Source organism: Amycolatopsis xylanica (genome assembly GCF_900107045.1).
Taxonomy (GTDB): Bacteria; Actinomycetota; Actinomycetes; order Mycobacteriales; family Pseudonocardiaceae; genus Amycolatopsis; species Amycolatopsis xylanica.
The window spans coordinates 160,358-177,271 of record NZ_FNON01000012.1 but is presented as its reverse complement, the minus strand read 5'-3'; the positions used below and the strand labels follow the sequence as shown (position 1 = coordinate 177,271).

13 protein-coding genes, 1 tRNA gene and 1 pseudogene are annotated in these 16,914 nt (G+C 66.6%); 10 read left to right on the top strand and 5 right to left on the bottom strand.

Annotated elements, in window-relative coordinates; translation table 11 throughout:
* Window positions 1–127: 127 nt before the first annotated feature.
* Both BLV57_RS38640 and BLV57_RS44460 read left to right on the top strand, forming a co-directional pair.
* Window positions 128–337, top strand: a complete 210-nt coding sequence (locus BLV57_RS38640) for a hypothetical protein (RefSeq protein WP_091298546.1) — start codon at window positions 128–130, stop codon at window positions 335–337.
* An 842-nt stretch (window positions 338–1,179) separates the two neighbouring features.
* A pseudogene (locus BLV57_RS44460) lies at window positions 1,180–2,448 on the top strand (recombinase family protein); the annotation flags it as partial.
* Window positions 2,449–3,086: 638 nt separating this feature from the next.
* Here the strand turns inward: BLV57_RS44460 and BLV57_RS38630 are convergent.
* Window positions 3,087–3,160 (bottom strand) — tRNA-Leu (locus BLV57_RS38630).
* Window positions 3,161–3,340: 180 nt separating this feature from the next.
* Here BLV57_RS38630 and BLV57_RS38625 point away from each other — a divergent pair.
* The 7 genes from BLV57_RS38625 (at window position 3,341) to BLV57_RS38595 (ending at window position 10,139) form a co-directional block, all read left to right on the top strand.
* The gene (locus BLV57_RS38625) at window positions 3,341–3,952 is read left to right on the top strand and encodes an ANTAR domain-containing response regulator (protein ID WP_091298543.1); all 612 of its coding nucleotides are present in this window, start codon (window positions 3,341–3,343) and stop codon (window positions 3,950–3,952) included.
* 270 nt (window positions 3,953–4,222) lie between these two features.
* A complete protein-coding gene (locus tag BLV57_RS38620; protein WP_091298539.1) occupies window positions 4,223–5,395 on the top strand; it encodes a branched-chain amino acid ABC transporter substrate-binding protein in 1,173 nt (390 codons plus the stop codon).
* 95 nt (window positions 5,396–5,490) lie between these two features.
* Window positions 5,491–6,498: a branched-chain amino acid ABC transporter permease gene (locus BLV57_RS38615; protein WP_245757691.1), complete on the top strand. Its 1,008-nt coding sequence runs from the start codon at window positions 5,491–5,493 to the stop codon at window positions 6,496–6,498.
* Window positions 6,495–7,601 carry a branched-chain amino acid ABC transporter permease gene (locus tag BLV57_RS38610; protein WP_091298537.1) on the top strand — a complete coding sequence of 369 codons (1,107 nt, stop codon included), beginning with the start codon at window positions 6,495–6,497 and terminating at the stop codon, window positions 7,599–7,601. Before BLV57_RS38615 ends, BLV57_RS38610 begins: the two co-directional genes overlap by 4 nt.
* The gene (locus tag BLV57_RS38605; protein WP_091298535.1) at window positions 7,598–8,518 is read left to right on the top strand and encodes an ABC transporter ATP-binding protein; all 921 of its coding nucleotides are present in this window, start codon (window positions 7,598–7,600) and stop codon (window positions 8,516–8,518) included. The genes BLV57_RS38610 and BLV57_RS38605 overlap by 4 nt, the downstream gene beginning before the upstream one ends.
* Window positions 8,505–9,218: an ABC transporter ATP-binding protein gene (locus BLV57_RS38600; RefSeq protein ID WP_091298532.1), complete on the top strand. Its 714-nt coding sequence runs from the start codon at window positions 8,505–8,507 to the stop codon at window positions 9,216–9,218. The genes BLV57_RS38605 and BLV57_RS38600 overlap by 14 nt, the downstream gene beginning before the upstream one ends.
* A 153-nt stretch (window positions 9,219–9,371) precedes the next feature.
* Window positions 9,372–10,139, top strand: a complete 768-nt coding sequence (locus BLV57_RS38595; protein ID WP_091298530.1) for an alpha/beta fold hydrolase — start codon at window positions 9,372–9,374, stop codon at window positions 10,137–10,139.
* Here the strand turns inward: BLV57_RS38595 and BLV57_RS38590 are convergent.
* Together BLV57_RS38590 and BLV57_RS38585 are read right to left on the bottom strand one after the other, a co-directional pair.
* The gene (locus BLV57_RS38590; RefSeq protein ID WP_091298527.1) at window positions 10,111–11,064 is read right to left on the bottom strand and encodes a LysR family transcriptional regulator; all 954 of its coding nucleotides are present in this window, start codon (window positions 11,062–11,064) and stop codon (window positions 10,111–10,113) included. The genes BLV57_RS38595 and BLV57_RS38590 overlap by 29 nt on opposite strands.
* On the bottom strand, window positions 11,064–11,468 hold the full coding sequence (locus tag BLV57_RS38585; protein WP_091298676.1) for a PaaI family thioesterase: 405 nt from the start codon (window positions 11,466–11,468) through the stop codon (window positions 11,064–11,066). Before BLV57_RS38585 ends, BLV57_RS38590 begins: the two co-directional genes overlap by 1 nt.
* Window positions 11,469–11,566: 98 nt before the next feature.
* Between BLV57_RS38585 and polA the strand changes: the two genes are divergently transcribed.
* On the top strand, window positions 11,567–14,308 hold the full coding sequence (gene polA / locus BLV57_RS38580; protein WP_176968998.1) for a DNA polymerase I: 2,742 nt from the start codon (window positions 11,567–11,569) through the stop codon (window positions 14,306–14,308).
* A gap of 60 nt (window positions 14,309–14,368) precedes the next feature.
* On the opposite strand, the gene BLV57_RS38575 is transcribed toward polA, so the two are convergent.
* Both BLV57_RS38575 and BLV57_RS38570 read right to left on the bottom strand, forming a co-directional pair.
* On the bottom strand, window positions 14,369–15,550 hold the full coding sequence (locus BLV57_RS38575) for an MFS transporter (protein WP_091298522.1): 1,182 nt from the start codon (window positions 15,548–15,550) through the stop codon (window positions 14,369–14,371).
* 18 nt (window positions 15,551–15,568) lie between these two features.
* Window positions 15,569–16,852 carry a type III PLP-dependent enzyme domain-containing protein gene (locus BLV57_RS38570; protein ID WP_245757690.1) on the bottom strand — a complete coding sequence of 428 codons (1,284 nt, stop codon included), beginning with the start codon at window positions 16,850–16,852 and terminating at the stop codon, window positions 15,569–15,571.
* Between the last annotated feature and the right edge of the window lie 62 nt (window positions 16,853–16,914).

Sequence of the window (16,914 nt, the reverse complement as noted above, 5' to 3'; positions counted from 1 at the left end):
GCCGTGTGATCCGCACCGATCTCACCGTTGCCCGCGCGCTGCGGCACATGAGGATTCGGGGCGTCATCGAGCCGGAAGCTGTTCCTGCACGCAAATCTGGTCGAGCTCAGTGCACGGGAACCGCGCGATGAAGCGGGTGCAGCGCGGCCAGCCCCTGTCACCCACCGCCCTCTCGGCCGCGAGCGTGGTGACGATCGGCTTCGGCAACTGGTTCTTCGAGATCGGGTACTGGTTCTTCGGGTTCGTCGCACTCGGCGTCGGCGCCGCGCTGGTCTACGTCGAACGAACCCGGACGACGCCGACTGGATGCCAGCGCAGATTCGCTGCGCGTTCATGATCATCATCGAGGGTGCATTTATGGTTCATAAACCCCGCCGAATGACGCCGATTGACCCCGATTCAGAGCGTGAGCGAATGCAAACATTCCAGCTAGATGGACTGAGGGCGACCCAGGACTAGGCCGGACAATTAACCGGAGGATTGTTGGTTCGAGCCTTCGTTCTTAAGGGGAATTGTGCGATTACGTGCTGCATTGCCAGCCTGATTACGCAGCGCTGGCGATAGCTGCGCCGTCTGAGTTGGGGATTTGGCCGCTCTTCCGCCACTTGCGCAGGACGCGGCGTGGTGGCGTCCGCGACCGGTCTGCTGTGCTCTGAAGTGAATCAAACTCCGGCGCAGGGCGCATGTCTCAGGCGAGCTCGTGTTGAGCTGTGCTCCGTCGGTCTCGCTCCAGCGAGACTTCGTCGAGACTGGCACGAGAACGACGAGATTTCGCGAGACGGACGAGTCTCGTCGTTCCAGGGGCAGGTCTCGTTGTGGTTGACGGAGATCGTTGCTGTTGATGACTAGTGCTTGCTCCTCCCGTTGTCGCGTGAGAATGCGAGTGCGGAGGACGGTGGGCCACGTGTCAGTCCCAGGAAAGCCATTCGCTCGGAAGGATGCAGCCGTTTCGGCTTCTCGTGCTGAGTTGGATGAGACTGTGGCTGACTTGCAGACTGATTCTGATGCGCCGACCTGGTGGTACGCTCAAAAATGCAATCGTGGGCGCAGCCGCACGTATTCTGGTTGTGTTACTCACGTTCATGGTGCGGAAGCCGAGCGGCTCCGAGGTCGACTCGCAGCTGTGATCGTTGATCTTCTCCGCTGGGCCGCGCAAGCTGCAGAGGACGACAAACCAGCATGACAGCCTCCGATGAGGATTTCGCTCGCCCGGCGACATTGCCAAGCGTTACCAGATCAGTCCCGATTTCCGGGCCGTCCGGTCTTTCCGACTACGCCGTTTCACCGCTGGGCATGTCCACGGCATTGCTGCGCGACGAGGTGCGCGTCGCGTTCCTGGGGCGTACCTCCACAGAGGATCAACAAGATCCGCGGCAGTCCCTCATGCGGCAGCTTGGGAACTGTAAGGTGGCCATACCCGAGGCTTGGGTGATCGTCGCCCACTTCTACGACGTCGAGTCCGGGCGGATGGAGCTTGACGCACGGGGGAGGGGCAGCAACTACGAGCGCTTCGACATCCCGATCGCCCGGGACGGTGGAGTCGCCGACCTGCTCGACGAAGCAACCCGTCCCGGGCGCCGGTTCGACGTGGTGATCTGCGAGGGCATCGCCCGCGTCGCGCGCCGAGCGTTCGAAGGCTTGTCGATCGAGCGCGCGCTGGAACAGTGCGAGGTGCCGCTGTTTGCGTCGAATGAACCGATCACGCTTTCGGGAAGCCGAGCGCAGCGAATATTGCAACGACGGATCAATCAGTCGGTTGCCGAGTACGAGGTTCTCAACACGCTCGAGCAGTCTTGGGGCGGGCTGTGCACGCACGTCCGCGAGGGCTGGAACATCGGAAAGCCCTGCTACGGCTATAAGGCGAAGTCGTACAGGCACCCCAACCCGTCCAAGGCGGCAAAGGGGCTCACCAAGACCCGGCTCGAACCGGACGGAGTTCGCGCCGAGACGGTCACTCAGATCGCGCTGTGGCGCTTTCACGAAGGACTCGGCTACGACACCATCGCCGAACGTCTCAACGCGGACCCGACGAAGTACCCGCCTCCTGAGCCGCCGGGAAAGGTGCGAGCGCGAGGCGCTTGGGGCAAAACCAGCGTCTACGAGATCCTTCGGAACCCCAAATACACTGGCTACCAGATGTTCAATCGACGCGCGCGCCGCTCTCGCAACGGGAAGGTCAACGACCCGATCAAGTGGGTGTGGTCGCTCGAACCCGCGCACGAGCCGCTGATTCCCAAGACAATGTACGACGAGCTGAACGCGCGGAGTAAAGCGAAGCGAGGCTCTCGCGACGGCAACGATCGAAATACCCGCCCTGGAACTCAACGCACTTACGTGCTCAGGGGCGTGATGTTCTGCACCTGCGGCCGCCGGATGTTCGGCAACTACCGACACGATGCGCCGTACTACATCTGCTGGCCCCGCAACAACAACCGCGGACGCGAGGACAAGTTCGCGGAACATCCGAAGGCGACCTTCCTCCGTGAGGACGCCATCCTGGACGCGGTGGGTCGATTCTTCGCCGAGCGTGTGTTCGGCACCGACCGTCACGCGATCCTGGCGGCCGATATAGCTGGAATCGATGACCGCGCCAGCCGTGGACGACAGACGGAGCGGGAACGGCTCCAGCGGACGTTGGCGGACATCACCCGCCGGCAGGACTCCCTGCTTCGCCAAGCTGCGGACGGCGACCCCGCCGACCCGTTCACCAGAGCGCTCCGCAGTGCCTACAACGAGCTGGAATTCGACAAGTCAGCTGCAGCGGGGTCTATCGCTGAACTCGACGCGGCTGACGAATCAGAACCTGGCCGACCAAGCCTCGACGACACCGCGCTCTTGGATGCTCTGCCCTACCTGAAGCTCAACTTGGCCAGCGCGCCTGAACCGCTGCTCCGTACACTGATCGAGATCACTCAGCTCGAAGTCAGGCTGCACGGCGACGGCGACCACGTGACCATCGCGATCCGGTTGCCCGCCGACCATCTGCCTGAAATCGCCGACGCGGCGGAGAGGATTACCGAGTTCATGACAACTACACAAGAAGTGCCTGCTCCGAGAGCAGACGGTGCTTGTGTAGATGCTGTATGTGCCCCCGGTGCGACTCGAACGCACACTGGACGGTTTTTGAGACCGTTGCCTCTGCCGATTGGGCTACGGGGGCGCGACGTCAGAACTCTACGGGAGGGCCCGTGACCCTCCGCAAGCGGGTTACCGGTCAACCCCAGGTGGGCGGCGTCACTCACGTGGTGAACGCCATCTGGCTGACTGGATCGTTCCCGGTAGGCTTTTGGTTCGCGGGAAACCGCGTGTCACATCCCCTCGAGCCCTCAGGAGGACCCCGGTGACCGACCAGGCTGCCGAGGCCAACGGTGTTGCCACCGTGCCGCAACGTCGGGTGCTCGTCGCGGAGGACGAAGCGCTCATCCGGCTCGATCTCGTGGAGATGCTCCGCGAGGAGGGCTACCAGGTGGTCGGCGAGGCCGGTGATGGTGAGCAGGCCATCAAGCTGGCCGCCGAGCTCAAGCCCGATCTGGTGATCCTCGACGTCAAGATGCCGAAGCTCGACGGGATCGAGGCCGCGGCCAAGATCACGGGTGACCGGGTGGCCCCCGTAGTCATACTGACCGCGTTCAGCCAGCGTGATCTGGTGGAGCGCGCGCGGGACGCGGGGACCATGGCCTACCTTGTCAAGCCGTTCGCGAAGCGTGACCTTGTTCCCGCTATCGAGTTGGCCGTTTCCCGATTCGCTGAACTTCAGGCTCTCGAGTCCGAGGTGGCCGGTTTGACCGATCGGCTGGAGACGCGGAAGGTCATCGACCGGGCCAAGGGACTGCTGATGACCGGCCAAGGACTGACCGAACCCGAGGCTTTCCGGTGGATCCAGCGGACCGCGATGGACCGGCGGACGACCATGAAGGCGGTCGCCGAGGCGGTCGTCGACAGCATCGGCTGATCTTTCAGCCCCTCCGACTGCCCACTCGGGCATAGTTACCCATCGTTATCACCCTATTGTTGCAACCCGACAATAGGGTGTTAAGTATCCGTACTTACTCATGACGACCGTCACGATGTGGATACAAGACCCTGGGTAACTCTGTGCAACCCACCGCCGGGCGGCTACGTTCAGCGCCCAGTCGGGTCCCGAGCTGGGACTGCCGCTGCGACAGCGGCCAGTCTGTATTTGGAGGAACGAGTGTCAAGAGCACGACTCACGAGGATCATCGTGCTGGCGGCGGCCGCATCGCTTGCCTTGTCCGCCTGTTCGGCGCGTGACACGGGCAGCTCGAACAACGCGAGCACGTCGGCTGCTGAGGCCCCCAAGCAGGCCGCGGACGCCGCGAACCCCGCAGGCGACGGCAAGGCCGTCTGCTCGGGTGTCACCCTCGCCTACGCCGGCACCATCAACGGTGGCAGCGCCGCGCTGGGGCAGAACATCCTCTACGGTGTCGACCTCGCCATCAAGCAGCACAACAAGGCGAACGCTGGCTGCCAGGTCGCCTTCAAGCAGTTCGACACCGAAGGCAAGCCTGACAAGGCGCCCGGTGTGGTCACCCAGGTCATCTCCGAGGCCAGCATCATCGGCGTCGTCGGCCTGCCCTTCTCCGGTGAGTCGAAGGCCACCGGCAACCTGTTCGAGCAGGCGGGCCTGGTGCACATCACCCCGTCGGCCACGAACGTGCACCTGACCGAGAACGGCTGGAAGACCTTCTTCCGCGGCATGGGTAACGACGGCGTGCAGGGTCCCGCCGCCGCCAAGTTCCTCACCCAGACGCTCAAGGCCAACAAGGTCTGTGTCATCGAGGACGACTCCGAGTACGGCAGCGGCCTCGCGCAGCAGGTCCGTGACGCGCTCAAGGAAAAGGCCACCTGCTCCGACAAGGTGAAGACGGCGCAGACCGACTTCTCCGCGGTCGTCAACAAGATGGTCACCGAGAAGCCGGACGCCATCTTCTACGGTGGTTACTACCCCGAGGCCTCGCCGCTCGCGCAGCAGCTGGACGACAAGGGTGTCACCGCCAAGTTCGTCGGCCCCGACGGTGTGAAGGACGACGAGTTCGTCAAGGGCGCCGGTTCCGCCGCCGCCAAGGCGTACTTCACCTGCCCCTGTGTCCCTGAGGACAACTTCAAGGACTTCACCGCCGCTTACAAGAGCACCGAAGGCCGCGACCCGGGCACCTACTCGCCCGAGGGTTACGACGTCGCGACCATCCTGCTCAAGGGCATCGACAAGGGCATCAAGGACCGCGCGGGCCTGCTCGACTTCGTGAAGAACTACGACGGTCAGGGCCTGACCAAGAAGTTCAAGTGGAACGACAAGGGCGAGCTCTCCGAAACTCCGGTGTGGAGCTACAAGGTCGAGAACGGCAAGATCGTCAACAACGGTCAGATCAACTAGTAACCTTGCCCGCTTGCGCGGGTGACTCGGGCATGCACACGGGGGCCGACCGCCTCTGTGTGCATGCCTGAGCCGTACCTGGAGAACGAGAAACCGTGCACCCCACGCTGACTCCGTTCCACACGGCTGGCGAACAATGGATCCACTTCAACGTGGACGCGTTCTTCCAGCAGTTCTGGAACAACACCGTCGGAGGGCTTACACAGGGCGGCATCTACGCGCTGATCGCCCTTGGCTACACCCTCGTCTACGGTGTCCTCAAACTCATCAACTTCGCCCACTCCGAAGTGTTCATCGTCGGAACCTTCGCGACCTGGCTGACTTTCTACGTGCTGGGCTTCCGGCCGGGCACGAACCCGGATCTCGGGGTCGCCGAGCTGATCCTGTACCTCGGCCTCGCGCTCATCGTCGCGGTCGTCTTCTCGGGCGCGACCGCGGTGACGCTCGAACGGGTCGCCTACCGGCCACTGCGTAACCGCAACGCGCCGAAGCTGGTCTTCCTGATCACCGCGATCGGCGCTTCGTTCGCCATCCAGCAGATTCTGAAGCTGATCTTCGGCCTCAACGCACAGCGCCAGATCCGCCTGCTGAAGCCGGAGCCGCTGTTCGAGATCTTCGGTGCGACCGTGACCTCGCTCGACGTCATCATCGTCGCCGCGTCGATCCTGCTGTGGCTGCTCGCCGACTACTTCGTCAACAAGACCAAGGTCGGCCGCGGCATCCGCGCGGTGGCGCAGGACCCGGACACGGCCACGCTGATGGGTGTCAACAAGGAACGCGTCATCGTGGTGACGTTCGTGGTCGGCGGCCTGCTCGCCGGCGCCGCCGCCTTGTTCTACATGATGAAGATCCCGCAGGGCGCGATCTACAACGGTGGCTTCCTGCTCGGCATCAAGGCCTTCGCGGCCGCGGTGCTCGGCGGGATCGGCAACCTGCGCGGCGCGCTGCTCGGCGGTCTGTTGCTCGGTGTCATCGAGAACTACGGCCAGACGCTGTTCGGCGGGGAGTGGAAGGATGTCGTCGCGTTCGTCGTGCTCATCCTGGTCCTCATGCTCCGGCCGACCGGTATTCTCGGTGAGTCTTTAGGAAAGGCGCGGGTGTGAGTACTCAAACGATTCCCGCGAAGCCGTCGATTCGCGAGCGCTGGAACAACCTGAGCCGTCCCGCTCAATGGGCGTGCCTGATTCCGCTGGTGCTCTTCGTCTACGCGTTGCCGTGGCTCAACCCGCCGCTGATCGCGACCACCGGCACGGACTTCCCGACGGCCATGTTCGACGTCGCCCGCTACGCGCTGGTGGCGGTCGGCCTGAACGTCGTGGTCGGCCAGGCCGGTCTGCTCGACCTCGGTTACGTCGGCTTCTTCGCCGTCGGCGCCTACGTCGCGGCGCTGTTCACCAGCCCGAACTCGACGCTGACCAAGCTGCCGTACCTGTGGACGCTGCCGCTGGCCATGGTGATCACCATGATCTTCGGCATCATCCTCGGCACACCGACACTGAGACTGCGAGGCGACTATCTCGCCATCGTGACCCTCGGTTTCGGCGAGATGATCCGCCTGATCGCCGACAACGTCACGCCGCTGCGTGGCCAGTCCGGCTTCGAGCGGGTCGCCACGGACGCGGCTGGCAAGTCGTTCCTGCCGACCGCGAGCTGGTGGTACGTGCTCACGGTGACCCTGATCATCGTGGTGCTCCTGTTCGTCGGGAACCTGGAGCGCAGCCGCGTCGGCCGCGCCTGGGTGGCCATCCGCGAGGACGAGGACGCCGCGGAGATCATGGGTGTGGCCACCTACAAGTTCAAGATCTGGGCGTTCGTCATCGGCGCCGCGATCGGCGGGCTCTCCGGCGCGTTGTACGCGGGCAAGCTGGGCTTCGTGAACAACCAGTCGTTCGACGTCGTGACGTCGATGCTGTTCCTCGCGGCCGTCGTGCTCGGCGGCGCGGGCAACAAGGTCGGTGTGCTGCTCGGCGCGGTCGTGGTGGCGTACATGCCGCTGCGGTTCGTTCAGATCGCCGAGTACAACTACCTGATCTTCGGTATCGCGCTCATCGTGCTGATGATCTTTCGGCCCCAGGGTCTCCTCGGTGCTCGCCAGCGGCTGCTGGCGAGGGGCCGTCAGGCGTACCAGCGCCTGCTCGGCAAGGGTGAACAGATCAGCGGTGACAGTGCGCTCACCCCGGAACCGACTGCGAAGGGCACGGTATGACGCAGCCTGGTGGCGCCGACGCGCCGATCGAAGGCGGCCTGGTGGCCGAAGTCGAGCAGATGTCCGCGGAAGAGCGAGCCGAGCACTTCGCCGAAGTCGCCGAGGTCGTCGCACCCGACCGTGAGATCTCGGTCGACATGGGCCAGACGCTGCTGGAGCTGGACGAGCTGACCGTCCAGTTCGGCGGCCTGGTCGCGCTCGACCACGTGTCGTTCTCGATCAAGCGGGGCGAGATCCTCGGCCTGATCGGCCCGAACGGCGCCGGCAAGACGACCTGCTTCAACGCGATGACCGGTGTCTACCGGCCCACGTCGGGCCGGGTGCTGCTGGAGGACAAGCCGCTCGGCAAGGCCGCGCGGCACAAGATCACCCAGCTCGGCATCGCGCGCACGTTCCAGAACATCCGGCTCTTCGCGGAGATGACCGCGCTGGAGAACGTGGTGGTCGGCGCGGACGCGCGGCACAGCACGAGTGTGGTCGGCGCGCTGCTGCGCCTGCCGAAGCATCACAAAGAGGAGAAGGAAGCCGTCGACAGGGCGATGGCGCTGCTGGAGTTCGTCGGCATCGCCGACCGCGCCGCGGAGAAGGCGAAGAACCTTCCCTACGGCTACCAGCGCCGCCTGGAGATCGCCCGCGCGCTGGCGACCGAGCCCAAGCTCCTCTGCCTCGACGAGCCTGCCGCCGGCTTCAACCCCGCCGAGAAGGAAGAGCTCATGGGGTTGATCAGGACGATCCGCGACGACGGGTACACCGTCCTGCTGATCGAACACGACATGAAGCTCGTCATGGGCGTGACGGACCGTATCGTGGTGTTGGAGTTCGGCAAGAAGATCGCCGAAGGAGTGCCGGCCGAGATCAGGGAGAACCCCGCTGTGATCGCCGCATATTTGGGAGTGCCCGACGATGACGTTGCTTGAGTTACAGGATGTTTCCGTCCACTATGGACGGATCCAGGCCGTGTCCGGGCTGACGATCACGGTCAACGAGGGCGAGATCGTCACGCTGATCGGCGCGAACGGCGCAGGCAAGTCGACCACCATGCGGGCCATCTCCGGCATCCGCCCGGTGTCGAACGGCAAGATCACCTTCGCCGGCGAGGACATCACGAAGCTGCGCGCCGACCTCCGGGTGGTGCGCGGCATCTCGCAGGCGCCGGAAGGCCGGGGGATCTTCCCCGGCATGACGGTCATGGAGAACCTGGACATGGGGGCGTACGCCCGCAAGGACAGGAACAACCTCGGGCCCGACCTGGACCGTGTCTTCGAGCTGTTCCCGCGCTTGGCCGAGCGCAAGGACCAGTTCGGCGGCACCATGTCCGGTGGTGAGCAGCAGATGCTGGCGATCGGCCGCGCGCTGATGGCCAAGCCGAAGCTGCTGCTGCTCGACGAGCCGTCAATGGGCCTCGCGCCGCAGTTCATCCAGCAGATCTTCCGGATCATCACGGAGATCAACAAGCAGGGCACCACGGTGCTGCTGGTGGAGCAGAACGCGCAGCAGGCGCTCTCGCGCGCGCACCGCGCGTACGTGCTGGAGACCGGGCAGATCACGAAGTCCGGCACCGGCAAGGAGCTGCTGGCCGACAACAGCATCAAGGAGGCCTACCTGGGCGTCGGCTAAATCACCGCGCGACCCCAGTGCGAAGGTGCCATCACAACCACTGGTTGTCATCGGCGCCTGAAAGGCTGTTGGACCGGAACCCCGTCTGAGCGGTTTGCTTGTCTCAGACGGGGTTCCGGCATATCGGGAGCCCCACGGAGATGGGGAGTTCCCATGGACAAGCGCATCGAAGGCACCGCGGCAGGCGTCCCGTTCGTGGCTCTGGGCCCGGCGGAGGGTGCGGCGCCACTGGTCGTCACCTGGCACCTGATGCCGGGCAGTGCCGAGCAAATGGCGTCCGCGCTGCCGATGGGGGAGCTGCACGCGTGGAAGGTGCACTTCGATCTGCCGATGTTCGGCAAGCGTCAGCTCGAAGGCGGTTTCGCCGAGTTCTTCCGGCTCGCGAGCGAGGACAACGTGCTCAATGTCGTCGAGCCGGTCACCGAGCAGGCAGCCGCGGAATTCCCTGCGGCAGTGGAAGAACTGCGTAAGCGACTGTCCATCTCGGACGGTCCGGTCGGTGTGGTCGGCGGCTCGGCGGGCGGCGCGGTCGCGTACGAGGTGCTCACGCGGGCCGAGGTCGACATCGCGGCGGGCGCGCTGGTCAACCCGGTCACCCAGCTGCCGCCGGTGGTCGCCGCGAACGAGCGGCGGTTCGAGGTCACGTACACCTGGACGGAGGCCTCACGCGCGGTCGCCGACCGGTACGACTTCGTCCGGCGCGCGGGGGAGTTCAAGCACGACCTGCTGCTGGTCATCGGCGAGGACGACGACATCTCCATCACCGAACCGGCGGCCGCGCTGCACAGCGCGCTCACCGACGCCGAGCTGGTGCTCGTACCGGGTTTGGCGCACGAGGTCTACGACGAGGCCGGTGCTCCCACGGCGTCCGCCGGCGCCGTCGACAAGCTGCTCACCGAGTGGTTCCAGCGTCACCTTTAGGCAGCCAGCTGCGCGCGGGATCGTGGTCGCACCAGCCTTCCGCGCGGCTGGTGCGCCCGGCGATCGCCAGCAGTTTGCGTAGCGCGGGAGGTGGCTTTTCCTTACGCCACAACAAAGACCACGGGAACAGTGGGGACGGCTCGAACGGCAGCACCCGCAGGTTGAGGTCGGGCGCGAGCTCCATGTCGGCGCCCGCGAGCGTGACGCGTTGCTTGCCATAACGCGTCTGCTCCAGCGTGTGCCGCAGGTCGAAGCTCACGCCCGAATCGTCGATCGGCACCCCGAACTCGTCGCAGAGACGCCGTAGATAGGACATCCACTCGACCGGGCCCTTGAGCCCCGGCAGCCAGATGCCGTCCTCGCGCAGATCGGTCAGTTTCAGCACGTCGTTGCCCGCGAGCGGGTGCTCGGGCGCGAGCAGCGCGACCAGCGGTTCCAGCCGGACGAGCCGATGCTCCAGCTCGTCCGGCAGCGGGCGGCCGAGGTCGTGCACCCGGCCGAACGCGAGGTCGATCTCGCCGCGGATCAGCGGATCGAGTGAATGCTCGAGGCCCTGCCTGGTGCTGCGCTCGATGCGCAGCCCCGGCTCCTGCTCGGCGAAGCGGCGCAGCATGAACATCGGCGACAGGCGGTTGTCGATGATGTCGAGGCGGACCGGCTGTTCCTCGGAGCCCATCGCGGCGACCGCGGCGTCGGCGACCCGGATCAGCTCACGCGCGTGCGGGAGGAACCGTGCGCCGTCCTCGGTCAGCTCGACCGTGCGGTTGGTGCGCAGGAAGAGCGAGACGGCCAGCGCGTCCTCCAGCTTGCGGATCCGCTTGGACAGCGCCTGCTGGGTGAGGAACAGCGCCTCCGCGGCGCGGCTGAAATGCCGCTGGTCCGCGGTGACCAGGAAGGCGCGCACCTGCGCCAGGTCGAGATCCATCAGGCGCCCGGCGGCTTGTCCCTGACGACGCAGGTCAGGCGGGCGGTGCAGGTGCGGCGGCCCTGGTCGTCGGTGATGACGATGTCCGTGGTGATCGTGCCCCTGCCGACGTGCAGCGGCGTCGCGACACCGGTGACGACGCCGGAGCGCACGGCGCGGTGGTGCGTGCAGGACAGCTCGAGCCCCATCGCGGCGCGGCCCTCACCGGCGTTGATCGCGGCCAGCGTCGAGCCGAGCGCCTCCGCGAGCACCGCGTTGGCGCCGCCGTGCAGCAGCCCGTACGGCTGGAGGTTGCCTTCGACCGGCATGGTGCCGACGACGCGCGCGGGCGAGGCCTCCACCAGCTTCATCCCGACCTTCTCGTTCAGCTGCTGGCCGGCGACCGCGGGATCGATCCCGGACATCCGTTCCAGCTTCGCCAGGTCGATTTGTTCCGTCACGCGTTGACTCCTTACCGATGCGACACGTAAGAGTGTCGGACCCTGACTCTAGACTCGGCCTCGTGAGCCCGAGTGAAACCCAATCAGTTGCCAGTGTCACATCCGGCGCGGACACCCTTGAGCGGCCGAAGCTGCTGCTCATCGACGGTCATTCGATGGCCTACCGCGCGTTCTTCGCGGTGCCCGCCGACCGCTTCCGCACCTCGACCGGCCAGGTCACGAACGCGGTCTTCGGGTTCACCTCCATGCTCATCAACCTGCTGCGCGACGAGCAGCCGACGCACCTCGCGGTCGCGTTCGACCTCTCGCGCAAGACCTTCCGGTCGGAGACGTACGCCGAATACAAGGCGGGCCGGTCCGCCACGCCCGACGACTTCAAGGGCCAGGTCGCGCTGATCCAGGACGTGCTGGCGGTGCTCGGCATCCCGGCGCTGACCAAGGAGAACTTCGAGGCCGACGATGTCATCGCCACGCTGACCACGCAGGCGGTCGCGGACGACTACAGCGTGCTCATCTGTACCGGCGACCGTGACGCGCTGCAGCTGGTCAACGACCAGGTCACCGTGCTGTACCCGAAGAAGGGCGTGTCGGAGATGACGCGCTACGACCCCGTGACCGTCGAGGAGAAGTACGGCCTCACCCCGGCGCAGTACCCCGACTTCGCGGCGCTGCGTGGCGACCCGTCGGACAACCTGCCCGGCATCCCCGGGGTGGGGGAGAAGACCGCGGCCAAGTGGATCAAGCAGTTCGGCTCGCTCGGTGACCTGATCGACCGGGTCGACGAGGTCAAGGGCAAGGTCGGCGACGCGCTGCGCGAGCACCTGTCGAGCGTGCAGCTGAACCGCCAGCTCACCGAGCTGATCCGCGACGTCGAGCTGGAGCTCACGCCGCAGGAGCTGGAGCTGCGTCCGTGGGACCGCGACGCGGTGCACCGGCTGTTCGACGAGCTCGAGTTCCGCGTGCTGCGGGACAGGCTGTTCGCCACGCTGTCGAGCGCGGAACCCGAGGCGGAGGAAGGTTTCGACGTCGCGGGCGCCGCGCTGGCGCCCGGCGCGCTCGCGGGCTGGCTGGCCAAGCACGCCGCCGGCGGTGACCCGGTCGGCCTCGCGTTCCGCACCACCGGCGCCTCGGTGCTCTCGGACGTCCAGGCGATCGCGTTCGCCGCGCCGGACGGCCAGGGCGCGCACCTCACGGTGTCCACAATGGACGCCGCGGACGACAAGGCGCTGGCCGACTGGCTGGCGAACCCGGCCGTGCCGAAGGTCGGCCACTCGATGAAGGTCGCGCTGCACGGGATGCTCGCGCGCGGCTGGAAGTTCGCGGGCCTGAGCATGGACACCGAGCTGGCCGCGTACCTGGTGCGCCCCGGCCAGCGCTCGTTCGAGCTGGACGACCTGGTGCTCCGCTACCTGCAGCGTGAGCTGCGCGCGGAATCCGACGGTGGCGACGGCCAGCTCTCGCTGCTCGACGGCGGCGCCGAGGACGCGGACGCCAAGCTCGTCGACGCCGAGCTGGTCAGGGCGCGCGCGATCGCCGAGCTGTCGGCCGCGCTGCGCAAGGAGCTCGACGACATCGGCGGCCGCGAGCTGCTCGCCGACATCGAACTGCCGCTGCTGGAGGTCATCACCGACCTCGAGGCCGCGGGCATCGCGGTGAACGTCGAGCAGCTCACCGAGCTGGAGGAGCACTACGCGAACCGGGTCCGCCAGGCGGCGGACGAGGCGTACAAGGTCATCGGCAAGCAGATCAACCTCGGCTCGCCGAAGCAGCTGCAGGTCGTGCTGTTCGACGAGCTCGACATGCCGAAGACCAAGCGCACCAAGACCGGCTACACCACGGACGCGGACGCGTTGCAGGGCCTGTTCGAGAAGACCGGGCACCCGTTCCTGGAGTTCCTGCTGGAGCACCGGGACGCCACCAGGCTGCGCGTCACGGTCGAGGGCCTGCTCAAGGCCGTCGGCGACGACGGCCGCATCCACACCACGCTGCAGCAGACCATCGCCGCGACCGGTCGTCTGTCCTCTGTGGACCCGAACCTGCAGAACATCCCGGTCCGCACCGAGGAAGGCCGCCGCATCCGCGAGGCGTTCGTGGTCGGCGACGGTTTCACCGAGCTGATGACCGCCGACTACAGCCAGATCGAAATGCGGATCATGGCGCACCTGTCCAAGGACGAGGGCCTGATCGAGGCCTTCAACACCGGCGAGGACCTGCACACCTTCGTCGCGTCGCGCGCGTTCTCGCTGCCGCCGGAGGAGGTCACGCCCGAGCTGCGGTACCGGGTCAAGGCCATGTCGTACGGCTTGGCGTACGGGCTCTCGGCGTACGGCCTCGCGCAGCAGCTCAAGATCTCGAACGACGAGGCCAAGGAGCAGATGGAGGCGTACTTCGCTCGCTTCGGCGGCGTGCGCGACTACCTCCAGTCCGTGGTCATCGACGCGGCCAAGGTCGGCTACACCGAGACCATCTTCGGCCGCCGCCGGTACCTGCCGGACCTCAACTCCGACAACCGCCAGCGCCGCGAGATGGCCGAGCGGATGGCGCTCAACGCCCCGATCCAGGGCAGCGCGGCCGACATCATCAAGGTCGCCATGCTCAACGTCCACAAGGCCTTGGCCGCGTCGGACCTGCGCACCCGCGTCATGCTCCAGGTCCACGACGAACTCGTCCTCGAGGTCGCCGATGGCGAGCGCGAAGCCGCCGAAGCACTGGTACGCAAGGAAATGGGCTCAGCCTACGAACTCGCGGTCCCGCTCGAGGTGAGCGTCGGCTTCGGCCACTCCTGGAACTCGGCCGCCCACTGAGTCCAAACGGGATAAAGCGGGCTTTATATCGGGGTGCTTTTCCCCGATATAAAGCCCGCTTTATCCCGTTTCCAAGACAACCTCTTCCAGCGGCGTTGTCTTCCTGAGCAGGAAGACGGCCACCAGCGCCACGGCCGCCAGCCCGGCCAGGATCGAGAACCCGGTCGTGAACGAGCCCGTCGAGTCCTTCAGCCCGCCGAGCACCGCGGTGAACGCGAACCCGCCCAGGTTCGCGCACGAGTTCCCGAACCCCGAGCTGAACCCGGCCGTCCGCTGCCCCAGATACGTCAGCCCGACGCTGAACAGCGGCCCGAAGTACAGCTGGATGAACAACGCGTTCACCCCCACCAGCAACACCAGCGGCACAAGCCCGTCGACCAGCGGCAGCATCGCCAGCGACAGCCCGAGCATCGTCAGCGAAACCGCGATCACCGCGAGCGGCCGGTGCAGCCGATCCGAAAGCCAGCCGCCGAGCAGGTTCGACGGCGCCGTCAGCAACGCGCCCGCCGCCGCGACGGCGCCCGCGAACGCCAGCGTCTGGCCCTTCTCCGAGACCAGATAACTCGGCAGCCAGAACGTGAAGCCCTGCACCAGCGAAAGCCGGACGAACTGGATCACCCCGACCAGCCACAGCGCCGGATGCCGGAACAGCCGCCGGATCTCCGCCGCCCGCGGATGCGCGCCCGGCTCCCGATGCGGTGACACGCCGACGCGGGAGTACAGCGCGACGCACGCCAGCCCGATACCGCCGAACAGCACGAACAGCCCCTGCCAGCCGAGCGGCCCGACGAGCAGCGGGCCCAGCGCGTTGAGCAGCACACTCGACGAGAACCCGCCCGCGACGTACAGCCCCATCGCGGTCGCGCGGCGGTTCGGCGGGAACTGGTCGCGGATCAGCACCATGCCCGGCGCGAAGATCAGCGCGCGGAAGAACCCCGACAGCACCTGGACGACCAGCAGCCAGCCGTAAGACCCGATCACCGAGAACAACAGCGACATCGCGTTCGTGCCGAGTAGCCCGGCACAGAACAGCCGTTTCGGGTCGAACCGGTCGGTCAGCCAGCCCGACGGCACCTGCATCAGCGCGTAGACCAGCATCGACACGGCGGCGAGGTTGCCTGCCTGGCTGAACGTCAGCCCGAGGTCGGCCCTGATCAGGGGCAGGAACAGCGAGATCCCGCCGAACACCAGCGACTGGCTGCTCTGCCCGAGCACGATCAGCCCGATGTTCCAGCCCCGCATCCGCGAACCTCTCCCCGGTCAGCGGCCGATCAGTTCCTCGACCGTCTCCGCCCGCCGGAGCAGCGTGAACGCCACGTCACCGTCCTCGGTCAGGTCGAAACCGTGGACGGCGGGCTCGGGCAGGCTGTTGTAACGGTAGGGCGCGGAGAAGTAATACGCGCCGGTATCGAGCAACGTCACAATGTCGCCCTGCTCCAGCAGCGGCAGCCCCCGGCCGCCGGCGACGAGGTCGCCCGCGAAACAGCACGGACCGGCGATGTCCTGCTTGACCGGCGTGCCCAGCCTCGGCCTGCCGAGCTGGTCGTACGCGGCCACCCGCAGCGGCCACTGCTCGGGCACCATGGTCGTCCGCATGGCCACCTGCGAACCGGCATGCGTGATCGCGATCCGCCGTCCGCCAGCGGACTTGGTGTACTCGACGCGCGCGGCGATGAACCCGTTTTTCGCCAGCAGCGACCTGCCGAACTCCGTGACCACCTGATACCCGCCGCGGAACAGCGCGGGCGCGGCGGCCATCAGCTCGGCGACGTGGTCGTGGAAGCGCGGCGAGTCGTCGTCACCGCCGAAGTTCACCGAGAGCCCGCCGCCGACGTCGATCCCGGTCACCTGCCGGACGCCTGCCCGCGCGTTGATCTCCTCGGCGAACTCCACCACCCGCGCGACACCCCGCGCGGTCAGCCGCAGCGGCACGCCCTGCGAGCCGACGTGGACGTGCATCCAGCGCAGCCACGGCCGCGCGAGGTAGGCCTCGAGCAGCGTCGTGCGGTTGCCCTCGTCGTCCAGCGCGATCCCGAACTTCGACGTGCGCGAAGCCGTGCTGAGCGCCTCGATCGAGCCGCTGCCGGTCTGCGGGTTGATCCGGATGCCGATGTCCGAAGTGGACGATCGCAGGCTCAGGATGTCGTCGACCCGCGCCAGCTCCTGGAAGTTGTCGATGTTGATCGCGACGCCTTCCGCAAGCGCTTGCTCCAGCTCACGCCGCGACTTGGCGGGGGAGTCGAAGACCAGCTCCGCGCCGCGGAACCCGGCCGCGCGCGCTTGCGCCAGCTCGCCCGCGCTCGCGACCTCGCAGCTCATCCCGAGCTTGCGCAGCTCACGCAGCACCGGCACGATCGGATTGGCCTTGGCCGCGAACGCGTGCCGCACCTGGAGCTCGTCGGGCCACGCCGACCGTAGCGCCGAGACGCTCTCCGCGATCCCGGCGAGGTCGACGAACGCGGCCAGCGGCGCGTCGTCCTGGTCCAGTAGTCCTTGCTTCACCGCTGCTTGAACGGCCAGGTTCCGGCGCTCGACTCGCTGCACCCGCGTGCTCCTCTCAGCGATTCCGACCCGAGAAGCATCGTGGCTCGCCGCCGGTGCGGTCT